This is a genomic window from Paludisphaera rhizosphaerae, from assembly GCF_011065895.1.
GTDB classification, from domain to species: domain Bacteria; phylum Planctomycetota; class Planctomycetia; order Isosphaerales; family Isosphaeraceae; genus Paludisphaera; species Paludisphaera rhizosphaerae.
In genome coordinates, this window is sequence record NZ_JAALCR010000028.1 from 60,714 (window position 1) to 80,594 (window position 19,881).

Sequence of the window (19,881 nt, forward strand, 5' to 3'; positions counted from 1 at the left end):
AGCCGTGAAGTTCGATTCGAAACCTTCGCTCAGGCCCCCGCGACGCTCTCGCGGGGGCCTGGTCCTTTGGTGGCCCAGCCGGCCGCCAGCGCCAGCCCGCAGCCGATCAAGGCGAGCGGCCCGCCCGCCACCGCGGCCAACGAGAGGCTCGCCGCGGCGATGAGGCTCTGCGCTCCGATCCGCCGCGCCGAGGTCAGGCCAGCCAGACCCAGGCCGAGCAGCAGAGCGAGCAGCAGGAGCGAACGCGCCCGGCTTTCGGTTAGCACGGCGGGCTCGCCCGATGGATCGTCGACAGCCTCCAGGCGGAACGGCGGATCGGCCAGGCCAGGCGAAGGGCCGGCGAAGAACGTGGGCCGCCCCAGCCGCCGGATCCGCTCGCGGTCGGTCTGTTCGGGAACGGACGGCCCGGGAGAGGCCTCCTCGGGCCGCTCCAGTCCTAGGTAGTCACGGGCCGCGGCGATCGGCTCATCTAGACCGGTGGGCCGGAGCGCCTCGGCCATCTGAACCCGCGACGCATTGACCACTTCCAGATCCCTCGCCGCCCGCTCGCGGCGAGCCAGGTCGGGGCTCCGCAATGCGGCCAGCAGCGCGTGCTCGGCCTCGCGGAGTGCCGACTCGTGGTCGATCAGGAGCGATGACAGCCGCTCCCGATCGGCGCCTGAGCCCCGGTCCATCACGGCGATGAGGTCGAAGATCCGACGCCCGATCCGGTCGGCTCGATCAAGCTGAAGCCGCTCCGATCCGACGGCCTCCAGTCCGGCGGCCGACGGCCGGACCGTCCTCCCCGGCGGCGCGTAGACCGCCACCAGGGCCGGCGTCCGACCATCGCCGACGCGAGGGACGGCCAGCGAGGTCGACGCCGTCCCATCCAGCGCCCGCCGGTCCATCATCCAGGTCAACCCGACGATCCCGGCGGCGTCGGCCCCCATTGGGATGGTCCATCGCGACTCTGCGTCGAGCAGCGGAACGACGGCTGCCCCATCGACCGAAGCCCTCAGCAAACGCCCCCCCTCCGGCGGCGCGACGGTCAGAAACCTTCCGGAGCGCGGCTCGACCTGGAACGAGGCCGTCCCCAGCGCCGGTCCGCCCCCGCCCAGGACATAAGACACCTCAGCCGACCGCGCCCGAGCCGCGGCGTCGAGCGAGCCGGCTCCGGCCTCCTCGGCGGGCGGCTGAACGGCGAGCATCCAGCCTTCGCGACGTTCGACGTGATACGCCCTCGCGGGAAGGTCCACCGAAGCGCCGAACTCGTCGTCCTGAAACCGGCTCGCGTACGAGATCTCACGGAGCCCCGCCGATCCCGATGTGGCGGGGAGAGTCGCCGTGGCGAACACCAGCGCGAGCGAGGAGTCGACGAATCCCCGACCTAGTGGAACGATCTCCGGAAAAACGACCTCGCGGCCTGGGGTGATCGCCGTTCGAGACCGCAGCACCAGCCGTTGAGCCCCCCAGATCGGTCGCCCCGGGATGATCGTCCAGTACGTCGAGGAATCCCGCGACTCGGTCGTGGGCTGAAACTCCTGCCCTGCGAGCTGAATCTGTGCTGAGGCGTTCCACATGGTCGGCAACTTGAGATGGATCGCCTCCAGCGGGCCGCCGGCGACCTCGTAGCGGAGGACCGCCACCCACTCAGCCGAATCGGGATGAACGGTCAACTGGCTGCCGATCGTCACGTTGACGCGAGGCGGCTGCGGCGCCCAGCGCAGCTCCCCTGCGTGCCCAGGATCGTCGACGCGGTACGTCTGCCGAGTCCAGGGGCCGTTGGGAACAGCCCCGGTTTCGGCCTGCCCGGACGTGAGAAGCGAAACGCCCGAATCAGTCGCCAGATCAACGCCTCCGCGTGAGAGGACCTCCAGCGACCCGCCCGCCCCGCGCCCCTCGAACGCATCGACCCAGGGGAGCCGGAGTCGATGCCGGCGGAGTCCTGACGCGGCGGCGAGTTGAGGAACGGGAATCCAGCCGCGGACCTGAATCGTGCGACGAGACTTCAGGTCGATCCGATCGAACCGCAGTTGAAGCGGCCCCTCGTCGCGACGGCTCCAGTCGGTCATCCCCGCCGACTCAACGTCCAGGACGATCAGCTCACGGGGAAGTTCAAGGTCGACCTTGTCGAGCAGGCCGCTGATCTCGGACAGTTCCACGTCGAACTGACAGTCGACTCGGCCGGAGTCGACCTGGAGGCGGGTCGCGACTCGTCGGCGATAGCGCGTGGGCGAGGGCCCCGTGCGGAACTCGACGACGTCCTTCGCGCTCAGCCGAAGCGTTCCGGCGAAGGTGAGCGGATCGTCGGGGAGCGTTCCCCAGGCTCGGACGAAGGTCTCGTCGCCGACCGGCTCGGAGTCGAGCGCGGGCTCCAGGCGACCCGTCCAGTGGCCAGGGCGGCGAACGGCCAGCAGCCCGGATTCGCGGTCCACGCCCAGGGGCTCCACGCGCGGGAATCGGCGAGTCGCCGCACCCCCGGGATCGCCGCCGCGAAGGGGGCGCCAGAAGTCCAGGGCGACGGTCGTCCGTTCGGTGATCGGCGGGTCGATGCGCGCAATCCACTCGGGGTTTTGGGGCGTCCCTCCCCAGGAGGAGTCGACCAGCCCCGGGATCTGCACCGACCGCGGCACCAGCCCCGGCTCCAGGGCGACCCGGATCGTTGAGATCCGCCGTCGAGGGCGGTAGGTGAGTCGAGCACGAACGCGTTCGCCGGCCGGATCCAGGTCCCAGAGCATCAGACTTTCGACGGTCGCCGCAGCCTGATCGACGTCCTGGTCGCCAGCGTTCCAGCCCACGCTGATCCGGTCGACCGGCCCAAGGACGGCCTTGATCGTCTGATCCTCGCCGGCGACGACGCGGCCCCGCGCAACGATCCGCTGACGGGCGCCCAGCGGTTGCTCCAAGCTCAGGCGGGCCGCGGGCGCTGCGTTGATCCGAAGGTCGATCGCCTCCACGCCGCCGTCGCGGAGTGGCGAAGTTAGCCGACGCAGCCGCAGCCGGCTCGTCTTGTCGGCGGGGACCAGCACTGTCGCAGACTCTCCTCCGGCCGCGACGATCACCGGCGCACGACGGTCGTCAAGAAAGGCTTCGAGGTCGTGAGCGTCGCCGACAGGGAACTCAAATCGCGTGAACCCCGGCTCCGCCTGCACCTCGTACTCACTGATGATCACCAGTTCCCGCCCCTCGCCGCGCGTGACGCGGTGTTCGGCGGAGAGGATCGACGGCCCTTGCTCGGTCGCCGCCGCGGACGGGAGCGGTCGGGCGCGATCGAGGAGGCTCTTGTAGTCGGCTTCCCGAAGGACGACTCGCGAGGGCGAAGCCGCAGGGTCGAACTCCCCGTCGTAAGGGATCAGTGCGCGGATCGGCTCGACGGGGCCGCCGGCCTGTTGGGCGGCGGCCTGAGACAACCAGGCGGCAGCCAGAGTCCAGGCCGCCAGGCGCATGCCCCGTCGCCCCAGAAAGGTCCGCTGCCTCCCTGACGGAGTCCCCGGCGGCCGGATCGGTCGAAACAGGGTCTCGCGGAGAAGGCGCCCCAGCCTGACGAGCAAAACGGCGAAGGCCCCGACGAACGGCCCGGCCGTGATGGCGGCGGGGACTCTGGTCAACCCATCGTGTACGACGACCATCGCAATCATCAGCGTCAGCGGCGCGATCAGACCGCGCCGAGCCGAGACGACCCGGCGCATCCCGATCACGAAGATCACCAGCGCCAGGGCCCATCCCAGCGTCGCGAGCGAGGCGGCGTCGGCCGTGGCGACTGCGGCTTCGGGATCGGGCCAGGAGGTCGCGGAGAGCCGCCACGTCGACCAGCCCGGGGCTCGGCCCAGCCGACTGGAGGGCGCCTCGGAGGTGGAGGGCTCGCCCCGCCAACGGCCGACGGACTGGAAGCGATCGGTCGCGTCCGCCCCCCACATAACGGCCTCGGCCAACGAGGGCCGCCAGTCGGAGAAATCGGACGACGCAGCCGAAGCCCGACGCGACGTGACGAGCAGGGCGTCGTCTACCAGGGCCATCGTCAGGTCGTGTTGTTGCAGCGTCTGCATCGGCCGCTGATTCGAGCCAGGCTGTCGAGGAGGGGGGAGACACCTCGACCGAGGGCCGAGCCCCTCGGCGGCCAGCGCCGCACGGTCGATCACGATGGGAGCGCCGGCGGAGTCCCAGCGCATGAAGACCTCGGCGAACGTCAACTCGTCGATCGGCGGATCTCCGAGCAGGTCGTCGAGACGCCGGAGGGCGTCCTCGCGGGGCGCCCGCCAGACGGGCCGCTCGCCGGGCCAACGGCGGCGGGGGATCCCCAGCGAGCCGAAGGGCCAGGCGACGCGCGGCTCGGCGGCGTCGACGACGAAGCCGGGGCCCGCTTCGTCCACGACCTGGCCAGCCGGCAGCGAGAGATCCCAGGCGAACGAGAGACAGGGAACGCCGAAATCCGGAACCGCCGGCTGAACCCGGCGTCGCTCCGCCGATCCAGCCGGCTCGACGCGGTAATCCAGCTCGATCGAACGCGTGCGCTCGTTCGAGGCCTGAAAGAGGGGGATCACCGTCCGGCCGTCCTCCACACCCGGCGTTGCGGGTCGGCCGTCGACTCTCGCCGCGGCGAGGACCGCGCCGGGAGGGAGTTGAAAGGTCAGCGCCTCGGTCTGATCGACGGCCGCCAGCAATCGCAGACGGTTAAGCGAGCGACCATCGGGAAACGCCTGGGTGGTTAGCAGAGCGTCGCGGATCAGTCCTGTAACGGCCGCGGGAGTCAGCCGCTCGGTCGTCAGTTCCAGCCGTGGGTGAGTCTCGGCGTAAGTCAGCGCCTGGACGGCCTGGCTCGTCGACCGGCCGGAACGCTCGATCGTCGGGTCGGGCCCCGGGGCGAGGCGATCGGCCAGCGAGGCCTCGACGCGACTGAGCCCCTGACCTTCGACGAGCGACCGCACCGCTCTCGGGGTCTCGACGACGATCACGCCGACCGGCGCATGAGAGGGGGGCAACGCCGGCAGGGGGACTCTCCCGCGGCCCTCCCAGGGGAACGCGGCCCGGAAATCCACAGCCGCTCGGCCGCCCGCGCCGGGCTCCACAGAAAGTTCCAGTGCCTGCCCCTCGTCCGGGAATTCCAGTCGGCGTCGATCCTCCTCTGCAAGGATGGTCGGGGCGGCGCGTCGGCCCGTCGCCGCATCGTAGAAGGTCCAGGAGGAGAGATCCGCAGCCTTCCCCTCAATCCAGAGCCGAATCGGAACCGTCGTGCCCGCGTCCGGCGACGTGATCGTCGCCCGTCCAAGCAGGGCCAGCCGACGGCCGTCTTCCTCGATTCGGGCCCGAACGTGGATCCAGCCCGCCGGGATCGGCGTCGCGAGTCGGGTCTGGACCTCGACGGCGGCGGCGTCGGTCGACGTCCAGCGCCAGGCGAGAACCGGCGCCAGGTCAGCGGTCGCCGATGCCGTCGCCGATGTCGCCGCGACCATCAACCCGGGCGTCTGAGACGGGTCGATCCATGCGAGGCCCTGAACATCGCCCGGCTCCATCTGGATCCGGCTCGTCGCCAACGCGACCCAGGCTTCGTCCTGGAGCCGCCCTCGTGCAGGCCGGATCCGGGGAAGCCGAAACGTGCCGGGAAAGACAGAGGGCTTCGTGAAAGCCGCACCGATCAGAAGCGTGCGGCCCATCGGAGAAACCTCCGAGGCCGGGACCAGGACGCGCAGCAGTGAAGATCCATCCCCGCGCGACGATTGGTTCCAGGGGGTCGGCTCCTCGATCCCGGAGATCTCGATTCGGTCGACGGCCCATCCCGCGGGAATCTCCAGCTCGTGTTCGGAGGCCGTGCCTGCGACTCCCAGCCCGGAGACCTCGCACTCGATTCGCGCCGTGGATTCGCGGAGCAGCAGCCGACCGCGAACGGCGGCGACCGTCTCCAGCATCGACGGTCGGAACGTCAGATCGGCGACCGATCCCGGCCCAACGGCCTCGAAGGCCAACACAGTCGCCGAAAGGGCCGGTTCTCCCGGTGGAGTCGGAATGCGTCGGCCGTCGCGTTCGCGGCAGTCGCGGACGACGTGCCGTTCGTCGAGCACGATCGTCGTCGTCCCTCCCGTCCAGGTCAACGGCGGGAGGGGACGGATCGCCGGCGCGGACCAGACGCCTTCGGCCGGGACCCGAGTGTGCGCCAGAAACCGCACGGGGGTCGGCGCCGCCGTCGCCCCGGAGAGCGTGACCACCACGCGGTCCGGCGCGCCCTCCTGGACGTGGAACTCGCGGACGGACGGTCCCTCGACGCCCAGCAATTCCAGACCCGGATCCAGTTGGACCGTGAACGAGCCGGCCCGAGGTTCGTCGGCCTGAAGCGTCCAGTCCATCGTCCAGTTCGCCGGCTTCCCCGCGCTTCGCGCGTTGGCGTCGAGATCGATCCGCGTCGCGCCTCCGACCCAGATTCGAGGGGCCTCTCGGGGATCGCGGGTCTCGCCCCGGTTGGTCAACCGTAGGTCGGAGACGCCGATCCGCCCGGAGAATCGCCAGACCTCACGGTCGACGCCCTCGCCGGAGGTCGGCCCGTCGCGGCGGGCGGCTGCTCCAGACGGTTCCCAACCCTTGGGGACGTCCAGGGTCAGGCTCGTCGTCTCATCGCCGGGAAGGGCGAGTGCGAAGATCCGACCGCGCGAATCGGGTCGCGCGCGAAGCTCCCATTCGAGGGTGACGACCTTCTGGCCGTCCCCTTCGTTTCCGGCGTCGGGTTCGATCCGCAGAAAGGCCCGACCTGAAGGCGCCGCGACGACCGAGACTCGTTCCCCTCGCCCGTTGAGGATGGCCGGCGTCCAGGGCTCCAGCGGGATCGTCGATCGTCCTGGAGGGATTGAGAGCGCCAACTCGGAACGCCCCGTCAGCAGCCCGTCGGCGAATCGGGCCGAATGCCGGGCGCGGATCAGGCGCGGCCCCCCCTGGGCTCGCTGGCGATCCCTCGCATCGACCTGATCGACGAGCGCATCAAAGGCCTCGGGCGCAAGGACGCGCAGCGGCGTGTCGGGCGGGAACTGGCCGGCGACCATCTTCGAGGGGATCCGAACGCGGATTACGCCGTCCGCTCCCTCGCCGGCGATGGTCGGAGCCGCGAGGATCAGCCCCGCCCCGACCACGAGCAGGATGAAGCGCCGCATGGGGGTCAATCCGTTCTCAGACCGCTCTCCCTGCGCGAGCTGACAGGAGCGTCGGCATCGCGTTCCGGAGCGGGAGGGAGAGTGAGGTAGTCCGTGGTCGACGTCGTTCGCACTCGGATGGCCGTCGACTCGTCCGAGCCCACGCCCAGCGAAGACCGACGCGACGAATCGACGGCGACTCCCGAGGTAGAACCAGTCCTCCCCGAGGTCGGCGCGGTGGTCTCGCGAGATTCGCGAGGGCGCAGCCGTAGGGCGAGCAGCCCCATTCCGAGGCCGATTGCAACCACCTGCACAGCGAGCGCGGGGGCTGCGAAGGGGAGCAGCAGCACGGCGGCCAGACCTGCCGCCACAGCTCCGCCGACGATCCAGGGAGCGGCCTTGGGAAAATAGGCCAAACCCAGAACCGCCAGCAAGCTCAGCGTCGAGCCTCCGATCAGAGCCCAAAGGCGCGAGACGACCCAGAGGCTCAGCGGCGTCGGCGGCCCCGTCCGGCTGAAAAGGACGCCGCGGACCGCGTCATCGGCGTCGAGCGCGTCGTCGAGGACGCCGGGAGGAGGCGAGGGGCCGGCCGCCCAGGCCGCCAGCTTCGCCGCGCCGGCAACCGGGCGACGGGTCCACGAATACAGGTCCCATCCCCATCGATTCTCGTCGGCCCAGCCCCGAGGAGGACCAGCCGCGACAAACCCCGAGGGGAACTCAGCCAGCCAGTACGTCTGAAGCACTTCCGCACCGTCAAGCAAGGCGGGAGGCGCCCAGGACCGTCCCACGGCGGCGGCCGGGGCGTGGTATTCCAGGTCGAGCAGGACGGGGCGGCTCACGGCGTCGGACGGCAGGTCGATCCGACTCGTCGCCCCATCGCCTCCGGCGTCGATCCGGTCCACGGCTCGTCCGTCGATCCGGGCGCGGAGCCATCGGGCGCCGCTCGGCAGCGCGACGGTGAGCGTCGCCGGGTGCGACTCGACGGCGTACCAGGCGCGAACGCGGAGATCGCCGCCGGCATCGAGCGACGACCGGATGAAAGCTCGAGGTGCCACCACGAGGGGCAGCGGGACAGCCTCCACCATCCTCGCGGAGGCCGCCAAACCGTCGTCGGCGTCGTCGCGTTCCAGGCGGAAGGCCCGCACTTCCGGTGTTTCGTCCTGCTTCGTCCAGGCGGGATCGGCGACGACCACCTCCACGTCGGGATCGATCGCCAGTTCGACGAGGCAAGGCCCAGGCTGACCGGGCTCGACCGTCAGCCAGGGGATCTTCAACGCGGTGGGCGAGGAATCGTCGAGTGGACGTGCGAACGGCAGCCGGAACTGAAACGTGAGTGTGGCGGAGTCCACGATGGGTCGGTCAAGCAACAGCCGCGACCGTCTTGGACCGTCGACGGGTCCGTCGAGATCTTCAGTGCGGATCGGCTTCTGTCCGTCGGAAGCCTCCCAGCGACTCGAGACCCCCGCCGGAACCACGACGTCGAGCGCAGCGACGGCCCCGTGGCGCACGCGAAGGTGGGTTTCCTGACGGAGTTCCACGCCCCGTCTGGAGACCCTCGCGAAAAGCCTCGTCTCACGGCGGACTTCACGAGTCCGACGCTCCAGGCGAAGATCCAACGTCGTTGGGTTGCGACCGCTGCGAAGGCTAAGTGTCGGCGTTCCAGCGGCGTCGGTCTGCGCGGGGGGAGATTCGGCGGCCGTGTCCCGTACGAGCGATTCGTCAACCGGCTCCAGAGCGACCTCGCGACCAGCGTTCACGGCGTAGACGGCCGTCGTGGCGACGGCCCCGCGCGGGGCGAACAGGCCCAGGCGGACGTCGCCGGGGGTCGGGGCGGGCTGCCGGCCCGTGAGCTTCAAAACGAATGGTCGGCGGTCACGCGCCTGAGGCGTCAGACGGACCCTTAGCACACGTTCCTCGCCGGCCGCAGTGCTCGGCTGGGGAGGCGTCACCGTTTCCACCAACTCAGGAGGGCCGACCGAGACAACCTTCAGATCCGGCGGCACGGCCACGTCGATTTCGAAAAGGCTCCCCCGGACCCAGCGGATTTCCAGCGTCGTATCGTTCCTCACGCCGTCCGGCTCCAGAAAGAGCCGCGCCGAGACGTCCGCCCGATACAGCGGCGGCGATTCCTCCACCCCAAGCGACAGGGCGAACGGTTGTTCGAGAAACTGCAGAGCCAGCGTCGTACCGGGTTTGCCCTTCAGCGCCGTGGGGAGATCGCGCGGGTCGATCCGACGAACCCCCTGCGACTTGAGTACGTTCACGAAGAGGTTCGGGCCGTGAGTCGCGCCAATGAATCCCGTCTGCTCGCCGGCGTCAGCCAGCGGATACCCCGATAGATCGAGCACCTTCGAGCCGATGGTCGGCCGCCGGGTCTCCAGAACGAGCCGTCGCGACGGCTCGCCAGGCCTCATCGGCTCGGCGAGGGGGATCGTCAGAAGGTTCCCGCCGCCGGCGTGGTCCACGCTCGGAGTCGGGTACTGCTCGTTGAGCTGAAGCCGGGTCACCGTCTCGTCGTCGTGGAGCCGGATCTGAAGGCTGCGGGCAATTCCCCGGGCGCAGGAGATCGCCCACGAGGAACGGACCGCGACGCCTTCGGAATCAACGTCGACGGCCATCTCAATCTGGGCCGAAAGCAACGGCGCCGCGCGAGGGCCGCCGGCCTCCTCGTTCCAACTAACCACCAGGGGCGAGTGCGGGCGGACGTGCGCGGCGACTCGAACCCCCTCGCCCCCTTCGACGGCCGAAGGCGCGACGGGCGGTTCGCCCCGACCGAGATCCACGTCAATGGAACGGCGGGGCAGGATCAGGTCGAAGGAGGTGGCGGGAGCTTCGGGGATCGCCAACTCGAGCGTCCTTCGCTCGGCCCCAACCCGAATCGGGACGGTCGCTCGGATCCGCAGCCGATGCGAGCCGACGCCCTCCAACCACGCCTCCCAGGAACCGCCCTCGACGCGTCGTTGCAGCCGGACCTCCCGATCTCCCTCACGGGCGGAGAGTACGACCGGGACGTCGATCTTCAGCGGGACCCAGACGGGCCCCTCGGCGACGAGCGTGCAATCGATCGCCAGTTCGACCCGAGCGTCTTCTCCCTCGACCGTCCCCTTGACGTGCACGGCGTCGATGATCGGCGCGACCTCGACGGCCGTGCCGGCTTCCGCTCGCCCTGCCGCGGGCCGAGCGACGATCCAGTCAGGAGCGTCCAGCTTCTTCCAGAACTCGGCGGCGTCGGCCGCCCCTTCAAGGACGACCACTTCCTTGGGCCACCGCCGGGGCGGCTTCTCGGCGCCAGCGGGGCTGGGGGGAGGAGAAGGCGGCTGCTGCGCGAACGCAAACGAGCCGGTCGCCGTCATCACCCAGAGGGCGATGACGAACCTGATGCGCGCGCTCAATTTGGCCGACGATGCCGATGCACTCAACGGATAGGCCACTACGAGGAACGAACCGTCGGGGGCCCTGATCGGGACGCCCCGGATCGGACGCGACGGGACAGCGACGCGCACGTCGCCGCGACTGGAATATAACACGCAGCCCGCCCTCGTTCCAGAAAACGCAAGGTCGCGGCCCTCGCCTGAAACGAGGGCCGAAACCTCGGGTTGGGGCTATTTGCCGGCGGCCGGCTTGAGCTGACCGTCGTCAAGGAGTTTACGCCAGGCGGCGTAGCCTTGTTCGGGATGATCGGCGTCGTAGGCCGGCGTATCGCGATGGGTCAGTCGCTTGAGGTTGTCGATGGCCAACTCGCGGACGGCCAGCGACTCCTCGCGCGGGGAGAGCGAATCGACGAGTTGTTCCATCGTCTCCGGTCGTGCCGCGTCTTCCGCCGAGTAGCCCGCCAGGAGTTTGGCCAACCGGGTGCGGTTGGTATCGCCGAAGTCGAGCTGAAGCTGATCCCAGGCCCGACGGGCGGCAGCCTCGCCGGAGGCCAGTTCCTCGCGGATCGCCGCGATGGCGGCCTGACGGCCAGCGGGGTCGTCGCGGCGGTCAAGCACCGGAGTCAGCAGCGAGAGGTCGCCCAGCCCCCGGAGCGCGGCGATGGCCATCTTTTTGACGTCGACGTCGGTGCTTTCCGTCGCCGCGACGACGTCGGCAAGGACCGGGCGATCGGTTGCGAACTCCTTCAGGTACTTCTCCCGAAGCGCGGTCAACTCGGCTGAGGACGGCGGGCTCGCCAGCCACTCCGGCGTGGGAGCGTCCTTGACCGGCTCGATCACGCCGGCGGGGGTGACTCGAACGGTCGCCGGCCCCTTGACGGTCTCCTTGGCCTTGATCCCCTTCAGCGACACCTCGCCCCCCGGTCCGATGTGGACGATCAGAGGAGGGCCCGCGGGATCGACGGCGCCGTAAGACCAGCGCCCAGTCGACTCAAAACCGACCGCCAGGTCGGCGGGCAGATCCAGGTCGAGGGTCTGTCCCTGGAAGGTCAGGTGCAACGGCCGCGCGGAAGAAGAGGGCTCGGCCACGATCCGGCCGCGCACCAACTCCAGATTAGCGCCGCCGTCGGCCGCCGGGTCGGAGAGCTTGACCTCGGAGTCCTCCAACACGACGAACGCGCCTCCCGTCGAGCCTAGCCGGCAGAACGAGGACGGCGGAGACATCACTCGGTCGCCGCTTCGGATGACGTCGCCCTGTTTGATTGCGACCCATTCACGCTTGTCGCCGTCATAGCGAAGGAGCATCCCCTCGACGCGGCCCACAGCGCCGGCCGCTCCGGCGGGAACTTCGACGGCAACCGGCTTCGGCGCGACTTCCGCCGGCTTGGGTTCGGCCGGAGGCTCAGGGGCCGGTTCCGGCTCATCATCCTCCATCACGTTCGCGGGCAAGACGGGGGCGACGGGTGGCGGTTCGGCCGCCGCGACGACCGGCGGCTGGGCCTTCGGGGAAGATCGGCCAGCCCCCGGAACACCGCCGGCGCGGGCGGGGACGGTCTGGCTCGTTAAAGCATCTCCGGGAGCATCCGGCTTGAGGCTCTCGTAGGCAGCCCAGGACAAAACGCCGACCAGGCCCAGGCACGCGGCGAGCGGGCCGAACTGTTCGAGCCAATGCCGCGACGGGGGGGTCTGAACCACCCAGGGCACGATCGGCTGGTTGCGCGGATCAGGAGTTGCGGCAGCAGCCTCGGCGGGATGATGGATCGGGTGGGATTCTCTCCCCTTGACCAGGGTGTACATCCGGGCCTTGGCTTCCAGCGGAACCTGCACCCGCTGACCGAGCAGGCTGAGAATCTGGTGGACGCTGGCCGCTTCCGCGAGGTTGACGTCCGACGTGAGGCACTTTTTCTCGTACTCAGCCACCTGTTCGGCGTTGAGGTCGTTGTCCAGATAACTGGCGACGAGGTTCGGGTCGGTTGCGTCGGGCCCGCTCTTGCTTGGCACGGTCAGCCGGCGCTGGCGGGTGACGCGGTGAATCCGCTGAACCAACTCCTGCGCCAGGGGGCTGCTCCCGACCTGCTTGCCGATCTCCCGCACCTGCACCGGCGGCAGCGTGTCGTCCAGCCAGGCCAGGAGCGTCCTCAGGGTCAATCGCATCGCTACATCCCTCGGAGTCCCCGGGACCGCTCGTCTCCGTCGACAGTCGGAGGCGTCGCGGATCGCCGCTCACCGATATGAGTGGGGGGCCGGCGAGGGATCCGTGCGAGATTCTCAAAAAAATCCTCGGGGCGACGATCAGCCTCGCCCGGCCCCCGGCCGCACCCGGTAGAGCCGGAACCAGGGATCGCCCTCGCGAGGACCGTAAAGGGGCTCGAAGACGTCTGGGTGGGAGTCCGCCCAGCCCCGTTCGACGGGGAAGCCCTGGGCGTCGGCGACGTTGTGCGAGCCCTCGCCGGGGTTGACCTTCGTGACGACCAGGAGTTGCACGCCCTCAGCCCGGAGGTTCTTCAGCCAGGCGTTGAAGTCCGGCCGTTCGCGATCCCAGCCCGGCCGGGCGTTGGTCCATTCGCCGCGTCCTTCGGCCAGAGCGCGACGGTGGAAGTCGTGTATGAGCCAGTCCGCCGGCCCCTCGACGTTCACATACCGCACCTCGTTTCGAAGGTTCGTCCCCATCAGGTAGTACGGGATGTTCGTCCCTGCGTAGGCCACGCGCGAGCCGGCCGGTCCCGACCGCACGTCCAGCTCCGTCCAACCGCGATAGAAGTCCGGGAAATTCGGGAAGAACAGGAGCCGCGAATCGCCCGCGAACGGCGAAATCCGCAACCAACCGACTCCCACCATGATCCCCAACGCGACGAGCGCGGCCGTCCAGGCGACCGTCCCTCGAAGCCCCCGCTGCCATCGAGACCAGGCGTAGACCGCCAGTCCCGCCGCCAGGGCCGGCGCCAGAAGGTCGATCACCCCCGACACGCCACCCCCCTGCATGCTCCTCCCCATTCGTTCAACCAGCGGAACGAGCGAGCCCATGGCGTTTGGAATTCGAGGATCCAGATCCCACGGCACGTTGGCGTCGCCTGGGCCGAACGGCCAGGATTGGGGCGTCATGACATGCACCGCCATGATCGCAACCGCCAGCAACCTCAGCCAACGCGCACGGTCGAGGAGCAAAGCAAGTGGTACGACGGCGAGCCCGATGCCCTGGAGCATGAATCGCTGCTGCGTCCGGTACGGGATGAACAGCCAGTAAAGGGCGATGTTGACCACGGCCCCCAGCGCGAACGCCCAAACCCAGCCGTCTCCCGGCCGTCGTGATCGCCCAACCGCCCAACACCCCAGGATCGCCGCCAGCCAGAGCGGGACCGTTCGGGCGTCGAACACCGCGACAAGGATATCCCCCAGCGCCCGCCACTCGCCGACGGGCAGGTGATAAATGCTTGACCGCATCGCGTCGGGCCCATACCACCCTGCCAGCAGTGTCGCACCGCCGAGTTTCACCGTCAGTGGGTACAGCGGATTACCGGTCAGCAAAGCGTTCCTCGCGAACCAGAACGCGGAGGTCGCCGCGAGGCCCGCTAGGATCGTCGCGCCCCCGACCAGGACAGGACGCGCCGCTCGCTCGCGTCGAACGATCGCCCAGCATGCAACGGCGATTAGCGGCGGTACGAAAAGGTTGCCGACCGACTTCGTCCCCAAGGCCTCGCCGGCCGCCAGCCCCCCAAGCAGGAGAGCGGCAAGGCCGTCGCGGCCCAGTGCATAGCGGAGGAAAAAAAACGCGGCCGTGAGGTAACCGGCGACGAAGATCGTGTCGACGTTGGGCTCGAACGAGAAGAGAATCAACGGGGCGCAGGTCCCAAACAACGAAGACGCAACGAGCGCTGAGGTCCGGCTCGCCCCCAACTCGCGGGCGCTGGCGAAGGCCGCCAGACAGGCCATCGCCAGAAACGGGGCCTGGCCGAGCTTCGCGATTCGATCGCCGCCCCAGGTCGTCATCAGCCACGAGAACCAGAGGTCACCGTTGGCCGGGAAATACGTCGCCGCGCTCTCACCGAACGGCGAGGCGACAAGGATCAGCTTCCCGGCCTTCCACCACCTCGCGGCAAAATAGAGATGATAGATCGGCCCGTCGCTGACCACCTTCACGGGGTAAAGCAGCGACGGCAGGCCGAGCGTCAGAGCCGCCCAGACGAGCAGGCCGACCGCGACCCAGCCTTCCCATCCCGTCGGCTCGACGGGGGGAGGGAGATCGTCGCTCTCCGTCTGACGCCTCATCATCGCCGCCAGACCAACTCCTGCCCCTAGCAACGACCAGCCGACGAGTCCCGCCGGCTGCAAGAGACCGAGCGTCCCCAGCAGTTGCGTCCCAACTGTGATCCAGACCCAGGCGAGCAGGGCCGTCGCCAGAACGCGCGGCGTTCCACGAGGTTGACGAAGCACGCTCCGCGCGACGGACCAGGCGCCGAAAGCCGCTGCGAAGACGCCGACAAGGGTGGGCCAAACGATCATCATCCGCGTCGACGCCGCCTCGGAACCGAGTCCTAGTCCTATGCGAAGACTATACTTTACACAGCTTCGAGCCGGCTGCTATGATCCCGGCGCGGAGAAGGATCGCCCGTGTCTGAAGAGGGAGTGCGCAGATGTTAGGACAGACGCTGTCGGCCAGGGACTACCTGTCGCGGGTCCGTGACGAGATCGACGCCCTCGACGCCCGGTCGGTCGAGAACGTGAACGACGTGATCGAACGGGCCTATGACGCCGGCCGGTTCGTCTTCATCATCGGCAACGGCGGCTCGGGCGCGAACGCCTCGCACCTCTGCGAGGACCTCGCCAAGTGCACGCTCTGCGATTTCGAGAACCAGAAGCGTCTGAAGGTCCTCAGCCTGACCGACAACACGGCCGGCATCATGGCCTGGGCCAACGATGAAGGCTATGAGCGGATCTTCCTCGAACAGCTCAAGAACCTGGCCTCGCCGGGCGACGTTCTGATCGCCATCTCGGGCTCGGGCAACAGCCCCAACATCCTGCGAGCCGTCGAGTGGGCCAACGCCCACGGCCTGGAGACGGTCGGCTTCACGGGCTTCGGTGGCGGCAAGCTGAAGGCGATCGGCAAGCACAACCTGCACGTCGGCATCGACGACATGGGGATCGTCGAGTCGATCCACCAGGTCGCCTTCCACTGGATGATCGACGACCTCCACCGCCGGTTCACGGCGAAACACGAGGCCGCCTCCCGCAGCAGCAACGGCGCGAAGGCGCACGCCTGATCCCATGAGCAATCCCTGGCTGCTCGGCGTCGAAATCGGCGGCACCAAGCTGCAACTCGGACTCGGCCGCAAACCGGGTGAGATCGAGGCCCTCCGGCGCGAGCGAATCGTCCCGGAGAACGGCGCCGAGGGGATTCTCACCCAGATTCTGGAGGCGTTCCCGGAGCTTCTCGCCGAGGCCGGCGTGGCTCCAGGAGCCGTCCGCGCCGCGGGCGTCGGCTTCGGCGGCCCCGTCGACGCAGAGACGGGTCGTATCGAGACCTCGTTCCAGGTCGAAGGCTGGACCGACTTCCTTCTGGCCGATTGGGTCAGGACGAGCCTGAACATCCCCGCCGTCTCGGTCCACAACGACGCCGACGTCGCAGGTCTGGCGGAGGCGCGGTTGGGAGCGGGCGCGGGGGTCTCGCCGTTGCTCTACCTGACCATCGGCAGCGGTATCGGCGGGGCTCTGATCCTCGACGGGCGCATTTATCGAGGAGCCGGTCGCGGCGCGGCAGAGATCGGGCATCTCCTCGTCCCCGCCGAAGGCCCCAACGGGCCGGAGATGCGGGAGTTGGAAACGGTCGCCTCCGGCTGGGGCATCGGTCGGGCCGCTCGACGGCGGGCAGTTGAAATCGCGGAGCAGGGCCGCTCGTGGTCGATCGTCGGCGATCCGCGGCAGATCACGGCGGTCGACGTTGCAAGGGCCGCGGCGAAGGGCGATGAAACAGCGCTCGACGTCCTCGCCCAGGCGCATCAGGCGATGGCCTTCGCGCTCTGCCAGGCGATCGCCCTGCTCGCGCCGAGGCGAATCATCCTCGGCGGCGGCGTGCCCCTGATGGGAGAGGAACTCTGGTTCCGGCCGATCCGCGAGAGGGTGAATTCCCAGGCGTTCCAGCCGTTCCGTGGGTCGTTCGACGTCGTCCCCGCGGCGCTCGGTGAAGAAGTCGTCGTCCACGGAGCGATTGAGCTGGCGCGCGACGCCCTGGCTTCATCCTGATCTCAACGACGGCAGGCGACCGCTTCATCAAGGATTTGCTTGATGAAAGCGTGATCCGCCGGCTTCACGACGTGGTGGTTGAAGCCGGCCCGCTCGGAACGCCCCTGGTGTTCCTCGTCGTCGTAGCCGGTCATCGCCACGAACAGCGCCTTGTCCAGCAAGGGGAGCCGGCGCATTTCCTCGGCCACGCGATACCCGGTCATGTCGGGCAGGCTGATGTCGAGGAAGACGGCTTCGGGGGCGAACTCCTCGGCGGCGACGAGGCCCTCGGCTCCATTGAAGGCGGTCCGAACCTCATGGCCGTCGATCCGGCAGAGCATGGCGAACATGCCGGCCGCATCGACGTTGTCGTCGACGATCAGGATCTTCAGGCCCGTCCCCGCTGTACCGCCGTCCGAAGCTTGATGCACGAGTCTCCTCCGATCGGGACTACCCGCCGCCGCGCAGCCGAAAAGCCCCCGTTCTCAAGGGCTGATCGACCGCGCAGGAAAGGCTGCCGATGGTGTAGGCGTGCGACGAGACGTTGTTCCCTGTCCCTAGATCTTATCCGCGGACAGTTCACCTGACAATCGCGAGCGAGAGGGCGTCTGCTCGGACCTTGCTTGAATCTGGAGGCTTCAGACCGGAACGTCCTTGCCGCACGATTCCCTGCTTAGTGCTTCACATGGCCGGGGAACGCAAAATCGTGAACCTTCTGCGTCGAGGGAGGAGGAACGGGCGACAAATAGGCGCCGCCGCCGAGGGCCTGATAGGTGTTAACCACGGCCGACAGTTGCTGCTGCTTCGTTTCGACAAGCACCGTTCTGGCGTCTCGCAAGTCCCTCTGGGCGAACAGCACGTCCATGTACTCGGCGCGGGCGTTCTGGAACAGCTTGCTGGCCGTCTCGACAGAGCCTTCGAGCGCTTCCAGCTGGTGCTTCTTGATCTCGATGCTCTCGCGGTAGTTCTCCACCTTGGACAGGCGGTTGACGATCTCCGTGAAAGCGTTGATGACGACGCGCTGATAGTTGTAGAGGGCCTGAAGCTGTCGGGCGTCCGCGTTCATGAAGTCGGCCTGAATCGCCCGCTTGTTGACGAGCGGGCCGATCATGTTGCCGACGACGTTGGCGATGAGCGCCTCGGGAGTCACAAGGATGTAGCGCGGATTGAATGCCTCGTATCCGACGCCGGCGGTGACGGTCAGGACGGGCAAGAAGGCCTTCCGGGCGACCTTCACATCAAGCCCCGTCGCCGCAATCTGACGCTCGGCTTGACGGATGTCGGGTCGGTTCTGGAGGAGCTGCGAGGGAATCCCGACTCCCAGCGTGTGCAGGCTCAGGTCGATGAAGTCGGCCGTCGAGCGCTCGACAGGCTGAGGAAAACGACCGACGAGGAAGTTGATCCGGTTCTCGGTCTCGATGATCTGCTGTTTGACGATCAGCTTCTCGCTCTGGTTCTTCTGGACCTCAGCCAAGAATCGGAGCACGCCCAACTCGGTGCCTCGGGCGGCTTCCTTCAAGGCCTTGGCGACTTCAAGGCTTTGTTCCATAAGGGCGATGGTCTGATCCAGAATCTCAAGCCGATTGTCGAGCGCCATCAGTTCGTAATAGTTGTCGGCGATCTCGGCGAGCAGTTGGGACATGGAGAAGCTTCGCCCTTCCGCGGTGGCGAAGTAGCGCATCGCCGCCGCGTCCCTGGCGTTGTGCAACTGCCGCCAGATGTCCGGCGTCCAGAAGAACGTGGGGCCCATCACGAAGTCGGGCAACGGCGTGGGGATGGGAACGCCGGGGAGGATGTTGAGCGTGCTGTCGACCGCTCCAGCCCGCGTGTAGAGGCTCGGCTTGTCGGTCCCCGCCCCGCCTCCGAGGAAGAGGAAGGGGAGGTACGTCCCTGAGCGGGAGAAGATCTCGTTGCTGGCGATCTGGACCTCTTCGGCCAGGACTCTCATCTCCTGGTTTCCGAGGACCGCCTGATGCATCAATCCCGTCAGCAGGGGATCGCCGTAGAACTCTTCGATCTGAACCTGAGCGGAGTTGTCCCCGCTCGACGCCTCGAAGACGTCCGGCAGATCCGACGTCGCGTTCGCCTTGCGGACGTCGAACTTCTCCGGGAGATCCGGACCCGGCATCGGTTCACGGCGATCCGGGATCCCGCAGGACGGCAGAACCAGCAGAAAGCCACAGAGGATCGCCGACGCAATTGCACCGGCGCGCCTCTCATGCTTCGTGGTCGCCGAGCTTGCTGACTGGTTCATCCGGTACATCCTTGTAATTTCCACCACGAAGGGATCCGGCCATCCGCCGGCCGAGGCCGGGACGGCTACCGTTCCTCGGGAGTCGCGACTCTCGTCCTGAGAATCGTGCTCGTTCAGCCATCTAGCGCGCTGTCGTTCCTCGCTCGATAGAGAGGTTCGTCGAGTGAACGGCGGTGTTGCAAGCGAGACAGGGCGGACTCGTGATCAAAGCCCTGCTCTGGAGCGAGAATCGCCCCGCGGACGATCTGGAAGTTCGGTGTCTAGTCGTTTTTCATGAAACCGTCAATCCCAAGGACTGCGAGTCGGAATGCCGGCCCCCACAACATCAGGGCCCGGTCGTTGGAAGGTCGATCCGTTTCCCGAAACAGACGGCCGCCGGGGCCTGTCCCAGACAGGCCCTGCGGCTTCAGTCCATCGAATCAACCCTTGCTTGAAAGCTCCCTCGGATCATTCAGCGACCGACTCCAGGTGCGGATGCGGGACCGGGTGCAAGAGCCGTTCGCTGACGGGCTCGTCCGACTCGTCGTCGAGGAGCTTCCCCTTGTCCGCGATCACCCCGAACAGGTAGTAGAGACCGGGGATCACCAGGACGCCGATCACCGTGCCCACAAGCATGCCCCCGACCGCCGCAGTGCCGATGGTCCGGTTGCCGATGGCCCCGGGGCCGGTCGCCACCACCAGCGGCAGCAGACCCGCGATGAACGCGAACGACGTCATCAGAATCGGCCGGAATCGCAGCTTGCCGCCCTCGATCGCGGAGTCCCGCACACTCAGGCCCTCGCGGTGCCTCTGGACGGCGAACTCGACGATCAAGATTGCGTTCTTGCCCAGCAGTCCCACCAGCATGACCAGACCGATCTGAGCGTAAACGTCGTTCGCAAGCCCCATCACCTTCAGCATGAAGAACGTGCCGAACAACCCCACCGGCAGCGACGAAATCACCGCCAGC

General features: G+C 68.2%; 9 protein-coding genes. 2 read left to right on the forward strand and 7 right to left on the reverse strand.

What is annotated here, in order from left to right; translation table 11 throughout:
* Positions 1-29: 29 nt before the first annotated feature.
* The 4 genes from G5C50_RS26270 to G5C50_RS26285 form a co-directional block, all read right to left on the reverse strand.
* A complete protein-coding gene (locus G5C50_RS26270; protein WP_165073947.1) occupies positions 30-7,112 on the reverse strand; it encodes a hypothetical protein in 7,083 nt (2,360 codons plus the stop codon).
* A gap of 5 nt (positions 7,113-7,117) precedes the next feature.
* Positions 7,118-10,483, reverse strand: a complete 3,366-nt coding sequence (locus tag G5C50_RS26275; protein ID WP_165073948.1) for a hypothetical protein — start codon at positions 10,481-10,483, stop codon at positions 7,118-7,120.
* 210 nt (positions 10,484-10,693) lie between these two features.
* Positions 10,694-12,616, reverse strand: coding sequence for a hypothetical protein (locus tag G5C50_RS26280; RefSeq protein WP_165073949.1), 1,923 nt, complete (start codon positions 12,614-12,616; stop codon positions 10,694-10,696).
* A 138-nt stretch (positions 12,617-12,754) separates the two neighbouring features.
* Entirely contained in the window at positions 12,755-14,962 is a 2,208-nt protein-coding gene (locus G5C50_RS26285) for a phospholipid carrier-dependent glycosyltransferase (RefSeq protein WP_240907371.1), read from the reverse strand.
* A gap of 131 nt (positions 14,963-15,093) precedes the next feature.
* Here G5C50_RS26285 and G5C50_RS26290 point away from each other — a divergent pair, with 131 nt between their 5' ends.
* Complete coding sequence (locus G5C50_RS26290; protein ID WP_165073951.1) at positions 15,094-15,720, forward strand: SIS domain-containing protein; 627 nt, start codon at positions 15,094-15,096, stop codon at positions 15,718-15,720.
* A gap of 4 nt (positions 15,721-15,724) precedes the next feature.
* Positions 15,725-16,699: an ROK family protein gene (locus tag G5C50_RS26295; RefSeq protein ID WP_165073952.1), complete on the forward strand. Its 975-nt coding sequence runs from the start codon at positions 15,725-15,727 to the stop codon at positions 16,697-16,699.
* A 2-nt stretch (positions 16,700-16,701) separates the two neighbouring features.
* Here the strand turns inward: G5C50_RS26295 and G5C50_RS26300 are convergent, their stop codons facing one another.
* The 3 genes from G5C50_RS26300 to G5C50_RS26310 form a co-directional block, all read right to left on the reverse strand.
* Positions 16,702-17,109: a response regulator gene (locus tag G5C50_RS26300; RefSeq protein WP_165073953.1), complete on the reverse strand. Its 408-nt coding sequence runs from the start codon at positions 17,107-17,109 to the stop codon at positions 16,702-16,704.
* Between the two features lie 242 nt (positions 17,110-17,351).
* A complete protein-coding gene (locus G5C50_RS26305; RefSeq protein ID WP_165073954.1) occupies positions 17,352-18,932 on the reverse strand; it encodes a TolC family protein in 1,581 nt (526 codons plus the stop codon).
* A 447-nt stretch (positions 18,933-19,379) separates the two neighbouring features.
* On the reverse strand, positions 19,380-19,881 hold a 502-nt coding region (locus G5C50_RS26310; protein WP_165073955.1), incomplete at its 5' end, for an efflux RND transporter permease subunit.

What these genes read in the sequence shown, in the direction of transcription:
- G5C50_RS26270 (WP_165073947.1), bottom strand. Translation starts at nt 7,112, where the DNA reads ATGCGGCGCTTCATCCTGCTCGTGGTCGGGGCGGGGCTGATCCTCGCG.
- G5C50_RS26280 (WP_165073949.1), bottom strand. Translation starts at nt 12,616, where the DNA reads ATGCGATTGACCCTGAGGACGCTCCTGGCCTGGCTGGACGACACGCTG.
- G5C50_RS26285 (WP_240907371.1), bottom strand. Translation starts at nt 14,962, where the DNA reads ATGATCGTTTGGCCCACCCTTGTCGGCGTCTTCGCAGCGGCTTTCGGC.
- G5C50_RS26290 (WP_165073951.1), top strand. Translation starts at nt 15,094, where the DNA reads ATGTTAGGACAGACGCTGTCGGCCAGGGACTACCTGTCGCGGGTCCGT.
- G5C50_RS26295 (WP_165073952.1), top strand. Translation starts at nt 15,725, where the DNA reads ATGAGCAATCCCTGGCTGCTCGGCGTCGAAATCGGCGGCACCAAGCTG.
- G5C50_RS26305 (WP_165073954.1), bottom strand. Translation starts at nt 18,932, where the DNA reads ATGAACCAGTCAGCAAGCTCGGCGACCACGAAGCATGAGAGGCGCGCC.